The sequence below is a fragment of the Amphritea sp. genome (assembly GCF_048266285.1).
In the GTDB taxonomy this organism is placed as follows: Bacteria; Pseudomonadota; Gammaproteobacteria; order Pseudomonadales; family Balneatricaceae; genus Amphritea.
The window spans coordinates 43,054-55,113 of record NZ_JBLWZV010000019.1 but is presented as its reverse complement, the minus strand read 5'-3'; the positions used below and the strand labels follow the sequence as shown (position 1 = coordinate 55,113).

Here is a 12,060-nt window from a genome sequence, read left to right as displayed (position 1 = left end):
ATCGTAAATTAAAAAGCTATCGACACACTGTATACGAGGTTTAAAGGGTATGAGTCAGGATCAACCAAATATTTTATTTATCATGGCGGACCAGTTGGCGGCCCCAGCTCTGTCAATGTATGGCGGAAAAACGGCAAAAACACCTAATCTTGATACATTAGCTGAAAAGGGGGTTGTGTTTGATTCTGCGTATTGTAACAGCCCATTGTGTGCACCTAGTCGTTACGTCCTGATGAGTGGGCAACTACCGAGTAAGATCGGTGCATACGATAACGCAGCGGAGTTTCCTGCCGATATTCCTACTTTCGCACACTATTTGCGCTCTTCTGGATACCGCACGGCGCTTTCCGGCAAGATGCACTTCTGTGGCCCAGATCAGTTGCACGGTTTTGAAGATCGTCTTACCACGGATATCTATCCGGCCGACTATGGTTGGTTTCCAAATTGGGACGATTTTGAAAATCGCCCAACTTGGTATCACAATATGTCATCGGTCACTCAGGCTGGGCCGACCCTTCGCACAAACCAGTTGGACTTCGATGATGAAGTCGTTTTTCACGCCGAACGCTATCTGTTCGATCATGTCCGAGGGCCTGATAAGCGTCCTTTCTGCCTTACCGTGTCTATGACACACCCTCATGATCCTTATGCGATTCCACAGGAATACTGGGATCGCTATACGAATGAAGAGATTGAACTACCGTCCTTTGAGCTACTTCCAGAAGAGCAGGATCCGCACTCTAAACGTTTATTACACGTTTACCAGATGGACCGTAATAATGTCAGTGATCAACAAATTCGTAACGCCCGTCGTGCCTATTATGGGGCGATCAGCTACGTCGATGATCAGATCGGTAAGTTGATGAAAGCGTTGGAGGATACCAAGCTTATTGATAATACCATCATAGTTTTTTCTGGCGATCATGGGGATATGCTCGGAGAGAGAGGCCTATGGTACAAGATGAGTTATTTCGAATGGTCTGCTCGCGTACCTATGTTGGTTTGTGCGCCTAAACACTTTGATGCTAAGCGTGTTGAAGCTTCTGTTTCCACTATGGATTTACTACCAACCTTTGCTGAACTTGCTAATAAGGGGAATGCTCCAGATTATGCGATGCCAATTGATGGCCGTAGTTTAATGCCGCACCTTACCGGTGGTGAAGGTCACGATGAGGTGATAGGTGAATATATGGGTGAAGGTGTTATTGCACCGATGTTTATGATTCGGCGCGGTGATTATAAGTTTATTTGTAGCCAGGCGGACCCTGATCAGCTTTTTAACCTGAAAGAAGACCCTCAGGAACGCGTTAATCTGGCAGACACCTCAACGCATGTAGCGTTGCTGAATGCGTTCAGAGAAGAGGCCGAGGCGCGTTGGGATTCTGATGCTATTACTCGCGATGTCATTATCAGCCAGAAGCGCCGTCGCCTGATCGCGGCTGCCCATAAGCAGGGTAAAGAGCCTAAGTGGGATTATCAGCCAATTTTTGATGCCAGCACGATGTACATGCGCAATAACGTTGACCTAGATGATCTTGAAAAACGTGCGCGTTTTCCTCAGGTCAGCGATTAACAACGTGTAACGAAAGAGGGAAAGGCTTGCGCCAGTTCAGCTTAAACCTACGGTGTAATTGATGCCGGCCCTTAAGAGACTCAATAAAAATGAAAGGAATGTTCTATGTTTACATATTCCAAAGTGAACAAACGAGTTAGTGCTATCGTTCTTGCAAGCTGCTTGTCGACGGGCCATGTCGTAGCCGCAGAACCTGCACAATGTGAAACGGTGCGATTCACTGGCCCCGGCTGGACTGATATTAGTTCTACAAACGCTCTGGCTAGCACGGTGTTAGAGGGGTTGGGTTATCGCACTGAGGTGAATACCTTGGCGGTGCCGATCGGCTTTGAGGGGCTAAAAAGTAACGAGATCGACGTGTTTCTGGGTAACTGGATGCCTGCGCAACAAAAGTTTATCGAGAAGTACGCAATACCGGGTGATATAGATATTGTTGGTGAAAATCTGGTTGGTGCTAAATTTACGCTGGCGGTATCCCGTTATACATATGATGCTGGGGTAAAAGACTTTGCTGATCTAGCTAAGTTTAGCGAAAAGTTTCGTCAACGTATTTACGGCATTGAGGCCGGTGCGCCGGCTAATCAGTTATTACAAAATATGATCGATAGTGGTGATTTTGGTCTGCACAAGTGGCGTCTGGTTGAATCCGGCGAGCAGGGCGTTATGAGCCAAGTTAAACGTGAGATCAAGCGCCAACAGTTCATCGTGTTCCTAGGGTGGGAGCCTCATCCGATGAATTCTAATTTTGATATAGTCTATCTGACCGGTGGTGATAAATATTTTGGTGCCAATTTCGGCGGAGCTACCATTCAGACGGTGACGCGTAAAGGTTATCGGGAGGAATGCGGTAATGTAGGTAAGCTGCTAACGAATCTGAAGTTTACTCTGGCAATGGAGAATCAGATGATGGGGTTCATCATGAATGATGGACAGTCGCCTACTGACGCCGCACAAAAATACATTAAGCAGAACCCCAGCGTACTGAATGCTTGGTTAACAGGGGTTACTACCATGGATGGCGGAAACGGTTTGAGCGCGGTTCAGAAGCATTTAGGACTATAGTTGTTCAGCCACTGTCGCATCGTCGACAGTGGTTCATGACTGCCCCCGAATGCCTAGACCGAACACCGTTATGCACTTTCATTTCCTGATGTGTTTAGTTCGTTGGTCTATTCACATTTCATAGCAGGTAATTGGTTGGCGTTCGCCTCGTCCACACTTTGAATGCCGGGGTACAAGAGCGTGATTCACTATAACCTAATGTGTGTACGATCTCTGATATGCTCAGTTTTTGGATAAGCAGTTTTTCAAGGGCAAGATTCCGCCTGATCTCATTTTTAATCTGTGGATAAGAACAGTCCTCGCGTTTAAGTTTGCGCCGTAGTGTTTGCGAACTGATATTGAACTGTTGTGCCAGCGTCTTAAATCAGCGCCTCAAAAAAGGGTAAGCGTCCGGTAAGCCCATCCATGAAGATGAGTCTATCACCTCGAATTAGGTGGCCAAGTTTATTGTGCCACTACAGTCTGTATTTTTTTGCGGTAGAGATGGGTATTTGTGAGCAGGCGACACTAAAGCGAAGTTGTTGAACTGTGCCGACTTTTTAACATTTATATGATGTTATTTAACACGGCTGTCGATGTATATCTACATCATACATGTGTACACGGTGTTGATGTAAAACAAACTGCTTCGCGAGGGGGTAGATGACTTAACCTTCAGCAATCAAGCTGGTGGAGGGCTTTCCTATGTTCAAAGAGCCAGTGATTCTATCTCTGCGAGGCAAGCCTGCTTGGTTTCACTGCCTTACAACTGCATTCGAGGGTGGATATAGTCCAGAAAAGCAGTAATGCGGCTGGAAAGGGTGGTGTTACGGTAGTAGACCGCATGTACCAACTCGCGGTTATTTGGGCTGGTGATATGGTTATCTAGCACTTTAACCAGCTGTCCGTTGGCTAAGTCTTCACAAATCATAAACTCAGATAGCAGTGCCAACCCTTGTCCGGCCAAGCAAAGTTGGCGAATGGTTTCACCGCTGCTACTGCTTAGGGTTGTGGACAATGCAACATGACGGGTCAGGGGCCAGCGATTCAGATGGGGCGCATCGGCAAAGCCAATGATCTGATGCTGCTCTAACGCTTCGGGGGTTTCCGGTGTGCCTTGTTGAGCAAGATATGAAGGCGAAGCGACGATATGCAGAGGGCTGCGTCCGAGAAAGCGGGCATGCAAGTTTGAATCCTGCAGGGTGCCAATGCGAATGGCCAGATCCGTCTTGCGCTCAATCAGATCAATGATGTTTTCATTGGTAACGAGTTCTAATTCAATCTTTGGATAGCTCTCACAAAAACCCGGTACCAGTGGAACCAACTGGTGCAGGATAAAGGGAGTCGCTGCGTCCACTCTGAGCCGACCTGCCGGTATACCTTTTAAAGTTCTGATCTTTTCTTCCGCTTCTGCTAGCTGATGTAGTCCGTTTCTGATCTGCTCGGTAAAAATACGGCCTTCTTCGGTGAGTTCCAGCTTGCGGGTGGTGCGATTCAGCAACGTGCAGTCTAAATCCTTTTCTAGTCGGCTGACAGCGCGCGACACCTTGGCAACTTGAATATCTAGGATGCGTGCGGCGGCTGAAAAGCTGCCGCTATCAATCACGGTTAGCAGAATCTCAAGATCTTCAGTACGGGATATTATTGTCATATATGCAAAGGTATTTTGCTACTAATGCTGTTTCTGTAAAAGATAGCAGTAGGCATACTCCGCAGCAACTAAAACATACAAGGAGATTTAAATGCCTATTGCTCTTTTTGCGCTGACACTCAGCGCATTTGCAATCGGTACCACCGAGTTCGTGATTGTTGGTCTGGTACCTACTATCGCCCAAGATCTGGGCGTTTCCCTGCCTTCTGCGGGACTGCTAGTTAGTCTTTATGCATTGGGCGTTGCTATTGGGGCACCTGTCCTCACCGCTTTGACTGGGCGTTGGCAGCGTAAAAGTGTGTTGTTGGCGGTCATGTCATTGTTCGTAGTCGGTAACTTGCTGGCTTGGATGGCGCCTACCTACAGCTCACTGATTACTGCGCGTATCTTGACCGGCTTGGCCCATGGGGTGTTTTTCTCAATTGGATCAACCATCGCAACTAGTTTGGTACCACGTGAAAAAGAGGCCAGTGCTATCGCTATCATGTTTACTGGCTTGACTGTCGCGCTGGTCACGGGTGTGCCTTTGGGGACCTGGATTGGTCAGAACTTCGGCTGGCGTGCGACCTTTATGGTTGTGGCTGCTCTGGGGTTAATTGCGCTGATCGGTAGTGCATTGCTTGTGCCAAAGAATCTCAAGCAGGCACCACCAGCACGTATTGCCCAGCAGCTAAGCGTATTGACTCAACCGCGCCTGCTGCTGGTCTATGCCATGACTGCGGTTGGTTACGGTGGCACTTTTACCGTTTTCACTTTTCTTGCTCCGATTTTGGAACAGGTGTCTGGCTTTGAATCGGGTGCTATAGGCCTAATCATGCTGGTCTACGGTGTATCGGTTGCCGTTGGTAATATTTGGGGTGGTCGTATGGCGGATCGTATGGGGCCGATCAAGGCATTACATATAATCTTTACTGCACTAGCACTTGTACTGTTAGCGTTTACCTTTACCGCCGGAAATCAAATTGCTGCGGTTATCACCATTTTAATCTGGGGGGCCTTTGCCTTCGGCAATGTACCTGGCTTGCAAGTGTATGTAGTTCAGTTGGCAGAGAAGTACACACCGCAGGCAGTTGATGTGGCCTCGGGGCTGAATATCGCAGCGTTCAATGTCGGTATTGCATTGGGTTCAATCCTCGGAGGGGTTGTTATCGAAAGAATGACACTGATGGATACCGCTTGGATTGGAGCGCTGATCGTTGCATTGGCACTCGTGCTTACTCGATTGTCCGGTTTTCTCGACAAGCGTGACCAGCTGCAGACCAAGACCATCTGAAGATATGAGAGTACAAGGGCGAAGCCTAGCTTCGCTCGGGAGTTGTTTAAATGAATATTGAAAAACTGACTAAGGGCGGCTTTTCCATCGGAGTGGAACTGCCTCTAGATAATGACTGGTCAACAAGCGGCGATGCTAATCGAAAGCGCGTTGGACGTCCCTTTGGTGTTCCGGATATGCAACACCATGCGGAGTTGATTAAACAGGCTGATGATCTTGGATTCCGCGCGGCTTGGGTGCGTGATGTACCCTTGTATGACCCTGATTTTGGTGATGCTGCACAAATATTCGAAACCTTTACTTATCTGGGTTATTTAGCGTCCCATACCCAAAATATTCTACTGGGAACGGCGGCTGTGGTACTGCCATTGCGTAATCCATGGCTGGTGCGTAAGGCCGCCGCAACGGTACAAACGTTAAGTAATCAGCGTTTGTTGTTGGGGGTTGCCAGTGGTGACCGTCCTAGTGAATATCCGGTTTTCGGCGTTGATTTTCATAGTCGGGGTGAAAGCTTCCGCCAGGCTGTAGAGATTCTGCGCGGGGAACAGGACAACAAATTGGCCAGTGGTATGCAGGTATTACCGGATGCACCGCAGCCTCCTTTACTGGTTGCCGGTTTAGCTCAGCAAAATCCCGCTTGGGTTGGGGATAACATGCAGGGCTGGTTGGCCTATCCGGGCGCCCCAGAGGACCATGTTAAACGCGTTGGGTTATGGCGCGACGTTGCCGGAGACAAACCTTATATCAGCTTTATTCATCTTGATCTTGTGGATAACCCGGACGCACCGATTAGACGCCATCGTTTTGGTGTCAGTACCGGTGTGAAAGGGTTGATTCAAGAACTGGAATCCATGAAAGCAGCGGGGGTGGATCATATTGGATTACATTTCCGTCGCAACCAGCGACCGCTGGAGGAAACCTTTGAACAGATCGGTAAATCAGTATTGCCGCTGTTTCATACTTAAAATAGAACGGTGCTGACCGGTTAACTCGAACTACGAGATAATCTAGAGGCGAATGCACCCCTGTCCAAGTACAAACGTCACCGTTAGGGTAAGAGAACGTGGTATGCGGCGATTTAAATCAATAGGTCAGGCGCAGAGATTTTTAAGTGCTTATGCTGTGTTATAACCTTTTCAATTTTGGTAGAGGGGTGATTTCAATATCGAACTATCGGAACTTCAGGGAAGGTGAGTTTAATGAATGGAGAGAAGCCACTGCTTAAGGCTTCTCGCTTGATTCGGGTTTGGGTGATGACGTTAACTTGTCAGTACCCGCCGGGATAGAATGTTGATATGTTGGGGATGCCTTACAGGGTCTTACACTGGATGAATTATGCAACATGAATTGACAAATTTACCATCACTGACGGCGTTGCGAACCTTTGAAGCGGCGGCTCGTCATTGTAGCTTCAAACAAGCAGCGGGTGAATTATGTGTTACTCAGGCAGCCGTGAGTCGGCAGATCAGACAGTTGGAAGAGCGGTTGGGGGTTAACCTGTTTCTGCGCAGTCATCGCCGGGTCGATCTGACAGAACAGGGGCGTCAACTGTTTCACACGGTGAACCGATCACTGGTCGATATCGCCACTACAGCCCGGGAAATTCAGTCTGATTCTAGCCTGAATCATCTTAATCTGTATGCTACCAGTTCTTTCTCGCGATTGTGGCTTGTACCGCGACTTAGCCAGTTGCGCAGGGCGCATCCAGAGATTCACCTGCACCTGATCAGCGTAGAAGAAAGCCCAGCAATGGCGGATAAATTTGATGCCGGTATTACCCTTGGGTTGGAGGATAATGCGGGTTATCAGTCTGACTTTCTTTTTTCAGAGAAGGTTTTTCCTGTCTGTACGCCGGCGTTTATTGAAGCCAATCCAGCTGCCTGCACCCTAGAGGGGTTGATGCAACAACCACTGCTTGAGTTGGATGCTAAGTTCTGGAACGCAAAATGGTGGTCTGCGGTGGACTGGCCATTCTGGTTAGATCAACAAGGCTTGGGCGCTAAAGCGGTAACCGCTGAGATGTCTTTCAGCCATTTTCCAATGCTGCTTGATGCAGTATTACAGGATGTGGGTGTCGGTCTTGGTTGGTGTCATTTGGTGCAGAATCTATTAGATGAAGGGCAGCTGATTCGCCCAGTGAGAGAAAGCTATTCGGCACCAAGTCGAAAACATTATTTTGTCTGTCGGAATGACCTGGTGGATAAGCCAGAGATAAAGTTATTACGTCGCTGGCTGCTGGAACAAACCGCAATTTTCAGAACTGAAGAACTTATCTAAAAGGTTAGTCTGGACTTCTTTCCATAAAACAACCGGTAATGCTTATTACCGGTTGTTTATGACTGGAAATTAGAAAGGCAACGGTAACTTAGCCGTCCTGCCGCCATCAACGACGAAGGTTTGTCCGGTTACAAAACCTGCCTCAGCAGACGCCAGAAACGCCACCATATTACCGATATCTGACGGTTCACCGGTGCGTCCGATCGGATGCATAGCATGTAGATCCTGTCGGGCTTGCTGTGGGTTATCCTGAGCATTGATGTAGTCATTGCTTAGGTCGGAGTTGATCCAACCTGGAGCGATAGTATTACAACGAATCCCGTCCTTACCCAGATCCACTGCCAGAGCGCGGGTGAAGCCATGAACGCCAGCTTTTGAGCCACAGTAGGCGGCATGGTAAGGATTAGCACCAATGCCTTCGATAGAGCCGATATTGATGATGCTGGCAGCACCTTTGGCTCGCATCTGTTCCAGTACTGCCTTGGCAAGGAATACCGGTGCCCGCATATTGACGATCATCATCCGGTCCCAGTTTGCTTCATCCATATCCTCGATGTGTTGCTCGAACATAAAACCGGCGTTATTTACCAGAATATCGGCGCCACCTAACTCAGCAGCTGTGGCAGCGATCTGATAAGGTGCGTCTTTTTCCATCAGATCAGACTGTATAAAAAAAACATTTTCACGACTGCTCAATTCAACATCCAGCGCTTGGCGCTGTGCGATCAGTATTCTGGCGCCTGCGGCCAGTAGTCTTTCAGTAATGCCACGACCGATACCTCGGCCACCGCCTGTGACGATGGCGAGTTTATTTTGTAAATTCATTCTAAATCCTCAACCGGATACTGGTTTTGCTCCGGTTACTTCAATGGTTTCACCGGCGATATAACGGGACTGGTCTGACGCTAAAAATGCGATCACATCGGCGATATCTTCTGGCTCGGCAATACGACCTAAAGGTACCGTCTTATTCAGTTCTTCTACTGCCTTATCAGGATCAAGGCCGCGGCGTTCAAAGCCGCTACGAATCATCGGTGTATTGATTTCGTGGGGGCAGACCGCGTTTACCCGGATTTGCAGTGGTGCACAATCACGGCCCAGATTTTTGGTCAGTGCTGCGACTGCGCCTTTACTAGTGCAATAGGCAACGTGGGCAGGACCTGGATGGGTGCCCCAGACGGAAGAGGTATTAACGATGGCCCCGCCGCCGCGCTTTTTCATATGGGGGATAGCCGCGCGGCACAGGTAGAAGACTGCGTTGAGGTTGACGTCTATCGCCAGAGACCACATATCATCAGTAGTTTCCTCTATAGTGCCCCGTGGAATGATACCGGCATTGTTAAGTAAAATATCCACACCGCCAAAAGTCTCTACAGTGGCTTCGATCAGTTGAGCGCAGTAGTTCTTATCCCGCAGGTCACCGGCATAAAAGGCAACGTCAGCACCTGTATTACGAGCCTCTTCTGCAACTTCGCGACAAATGGCTTCGTCCATATCGGCAATCATGACGCGCGCCCCTTCGCTGGCAAACAGCTTTACCAGAGTGCGGCCAACGCCACCGGCACCTCCAGTGATCACAGTAATCTGATTTTTGAATCGCATTATTTTTATCCTCGTTAATCGCAGTGCTCAGGTTTGATACAGCCGATGATGCAATAACGGAGATACAGGGGACAAACGATCTTTAGTGAGCTTTCAGGTAATTTCTAGTTAAGTAAAGGCTACCCGTGGTTCAGGGGCTAGAACTGTCACACAAATTCGACTAGGGATACTGTTATTAAGTCCTGCTTATTGAGCGATATCGATAATCAAAGCCGTCCGGCCGCATAATCGCCACTATCTGCTCGTTTGGCTCAATTTGAGCGGCTTAGGATGTGATTATTTGGATTATTTCATCGAGATAATTCAATCTATCAATCCGTTTGTTACGCCACTGACTCTTGCTGCAGTAATAAGAGGAATTGAGGGAGCGTTTAACACGATTTCAAAAATATAAATTTAAGAGCCTCTCACCCTGCAGTTTTAGATTATGAGAATCGCCTGTATTGTTAAAATATTATTAACTTTGCTTTTGTATTCTAAAAATTTATGCAGGTTGGATTTGTTGCGGCTTCTAATGACATTAATCTGGCTAAGTGAGCCGTTCTCGAATAGCTACGGGGGGAGAGCAAGAGCAGGATTACTTCATTTCTGACAATTACATTTTGAGTGTAGCTATTAGGGCCGGATGCCTTTACCTTACAGAGCAGATATTCTTCTGCAAACGACAAGCCTCAATTAAGGCGGTTCTTGATTAATAAGCGGATACTTAAGGACATTGCTTAAATACTTTGTGGCGGCATTGGCTACAGATATCGGAGTTAAAGCGGGGTGTAAGGCCGGCTAGCGCATCATCAACGGTTGCATAAAAGTTCTCTTCCCCCAATTTATCAAGGAAGTTCAATGCGGCTAGTTCGTCTTTTACGGTGTTTTTAAGGGCACAGAAACTAAGGCTGAAACCTTTTTTCTGAAGCAGCTTAGCTTCTTTTAGTAGCATCTCCGCTCCGGCGAAATCGATAAAGTTGATGCCGCTGCAGTTAATCAGAATATGATTTTGACCATGATTCTCTTCACTAAAGCGCTGCATATTCTTTTGGATATGATCCACTGCGCCAAAAAAGATAGAACCATCAATCCGGATGATTTTAAGTTGCGGGCATTCCGGTAACTGAAAACGTTGGACGCTGCGTAGATCCGTTCCCTGTGAAATCGATTTTGGGGCGACCTCCATGATGGTAGGGGTAGAGGTACGTTTCAAATAGAATATCAGTGAGATTAGTACGCCGAGATAGATTGAAAACTCTAAGGCGACGATGAGCGTCGAGCCAAAGGTTACCAGTAGAATCGATGCTTCCTGTTTATTGCTGTGAAGAATCTGCCGAATATGTTGAATATCAATTAAATTCCAAGCGATCAGCAGTATTGCGCCAGCCATTGCTGGTAAGGGCAAATAGCGGGTGATATGCGGTGCGAAAAGTAGGATTAATACTAAAATAAGTGCGGCAAACATCCCCGCTAACGGTGTTTTGGCCCCTGCATCATAATTCACGCCACTGCGGGTGAATGAGCCCGAGCTGACAAAACAGGTAAAAAAACTGCCAACCGTATTGGCTAAGCCTTGACCGATAAATTCTTGATTGCCGTCGATACGCTGTCCTGAATGAATCGCAATAGCCCGTGCAATGGCAACGGCTTCGACCAGCCCTAGAATGGCGATCGCTAAAGCGCCGGGTAGTAAAGCACTGAGGGTGTTGGCGGATAAGTCAGGCAGGAAAAAAGTCGGCAGTTGGCCGGATAATTCTCCCACCATCGGCACCCCTTGGGTTTCGCCTTTTAAGAGCCAACAACACAGGCTGCCTATAATCATACCGAACAGCATGGCGGGGATTTTCTTACTGATTTTCTTGATCAATAGGGTACTGAGAATGGTGACCAGAGCGATACTGAGTGAATAACCATTAAAAGATGACAGATGATCAAATATAAAGTCCCAGTCCGCGTAAAAAGGCATACCCGAAGGGACAGCCAGCCCGAGAATATGCTTAAACTGACTAGAGGCGATAAGAATCGCGGCACCGGCGGTAAAACCAATCACCACGGTATGAGAGATAAAATTGACCAACGTGCCCATCCGGGCGAGGCCAAAGCCAAATTGAAAGAGACCAGCAAGTAAGGTGAGAGTCAGCACTGCGGGTATATAAGCATCGGTGCCTTGAGGCACAATATTGTTGACCACGCTGAGCACAACGATAGAAATAGCGGCGGCAGGTCCCGAAATCATATGTCGAGATGAACCAAATAAGCCGGTAATAATGGGCACAATGATAGCGGTGTACAGTCCGAACTCTGGCGGTAAGCCGGCAATCATGGCATAGGCGACACTCTGAGGTAACACCATAATGGCACCGGTAAGCCCAGCGAGAAGGTCTGCGATGAGTGACTCACGGTTGATACGACGTCCCCAGACGAGAAACGGCATCCAGTTTTGCACAGTGCGATATGCAGGGCGTTTAGAACGATCAGAAGTCACAGTTTTATGGCTCATACTTGCTATCGGCTTATCATTTTTTGGGTTGGTCGGACGGGCTGTTGGTGTGTACCTAAGCTGAGGCAGACATCATACGAAAGCCTTGCCATCATGAAAAACGATATTAAATGGCTGCTATGGCCAAAAAAACAGGATGTCTGACCTGGTTAGTACAGCAG

General features: G+C 47.9%; 10 protein-coding genes. 5 read left to right on the top strand and 5 right to left on the bottom strand.

What is annotated here, in order from left to right:
- Positions 1-49 precede the first annotated feature (49 nt).
- Positions 50-1,573, top strand: a complete 1,524-nt coding sequence (betC, locus tag ACN0T0_RS16495) for a choline-sulfatase (RefSeq protein WP_417227825.1) — start codon at positions 50-52, stop codon at positions 1,571-1,573.
- Between the two features lie 105 nt (positions 1,574-1,678).
- On the top strand, positions 1,679-2,635 hold the full coding sequence (locus ACN0T0_RS16490; RefSeq protein WP_417227824.1) for a choline ABC transporter substrate-binding protein: 957 nt from the start codon (positions 1,679-1,681) through the stop codon (positions 2,633-2,635).
- A gap of 118 nt (positions 2,636-2,753) precedes the next feature.
- On the opposite strand, the gene ACN0T0_RS16485 is transcribed toward ACN0T0_RS16490, so the two are convergent.
- Together ACN0T0_RS16485 and ACN0T0_RS16480 are read right to left on the bottom strand one after the other, a co-directional pair.
- The gene (locus ACN0T0_RS16485; protein ID WP_417227845.1) at positions 2,754-2,990 is read right to left on the bottom strand and encodes a helix-turn-helix domain-containing protein; all 237 of its coding nucleotides are present in this window, start codon (positions 2,988-2,990) and stop codon (positions 2,754-2,756) included.
- Between the two features lie 387 nt (positions 2,991-3,377).
- Positions 3,378-4,259, bottom strand: a complete 882-nt coding sequence (locus ACN0T0_RS16480; RefSeq protein ID WP_417227844.1) for a LysR family transcriptional regulator — start codon at positions 4,257-4,259, stop codon at positions 3,378-3,380.
- A gap of 97 nt (positions 4,260-4,356) precedes the next feature.
- On the opposite strand from ACN0T0_RS16480, the gene ACN0T0_RS16475 reads away from it, so the two are divergent.
- The 3 genes from ACN0T0_RS16475 to ACN0T0_RS16465 all read left to right on the top strand — a co-directional run bounded on the left by ACN0T0_RS16475 (position 4,357) and on the right by ACN0T0_RS16465 (position 7,815).
- Positions 4,357-5,538 carry an MFS transporter gene (locus ACN0T0_RS16475; RefSeq protein WP_417227823.1) on the top strand — a complete coding sequence of 394 codons (1,182 nt, stop codon included), beginning with the start codon at positions 4,357-4,359 and terminating at the stop codon, positions 5,536-5,538.
- A gap of 50 nt (positions 5,539-5,588) precedes the next feature.
- On the top strand, positions 5,589-6,503 hold the full coding sequence (locus ACN0T0_RS16470; protein ID WP_417227822.1) for a TIGR03571 family LLM class oxidoreductase: 915 nt from the start codon (positions 5,589-5,591) through the stop codon (positions 6,501-6,503).
- Between the two features lie 370 nt (positions 6,504-6,873).
- Positions 6,874-7,815: a LysR substrate-binding domain-containing protein gene (locus ACN0T0_RS16465; protein ID WP_417227821.1), complete on the top strand. Its 942-nt coding sequence runs from the start codon at positions 6,874-6,876 to the stop codon at positions 7,813-7,815.
- A 69-nt stretch (positions 7,816-7,884) separates the two neighbouring features.
- On the opposite strand, the gene ACN0T0_RS16460 is transcribed toward ACN0T0_RS16465, so the two are convergent.
- The 3 genes from ACN0T0_RS16460 to ACN0T0_RS16450 all read right to left on the bottom strand — a co-directional run bounded on the left by ACN0T0_RS16460 (position 7,885) and on the right by ACN0T0_RS16450 (position 11,899).
- Positions 7,885-8,640, bottom strand: a complete 756-nt coding sequence (locus ACN0T0_RS16460; protein ID WP_417227820.1) for an SDR family NAD(P)-dependent oxidoreductase — start codon at positions 8,638-8,640, stop codon at positions 7,885-7,887.
- A gap of 9 nt (positions 8,641-8,649) precedes the next feature.
- Complete coding sequence (locus ACN0T0_RS16455; RefSeq protein ID WP_417227819.1) at positions 8,650-9,417, bottom strand: SDR family NAD(P)-dependent oxidoreductase; 768 nt, start codon at positions 9,415-9,417, stop codon at positions 8,650-8,652.
- Between the two features lie 706 nt (positions 9,418-10,123).
- Positions 10,124-11,899 (bottom strand): SulP family inorganic anion transporter, encoded by a 1,776-nt coding sequence (locus tag ACN0T0_RS16450; RefSeq protein WP_417227818.1) that lies wholly within the window; start codon positions 11,897-11,899, stop codon positions 10,124-10,126.
- Positions 11,900-12,060: the final 161 nt, after the last annotated feature.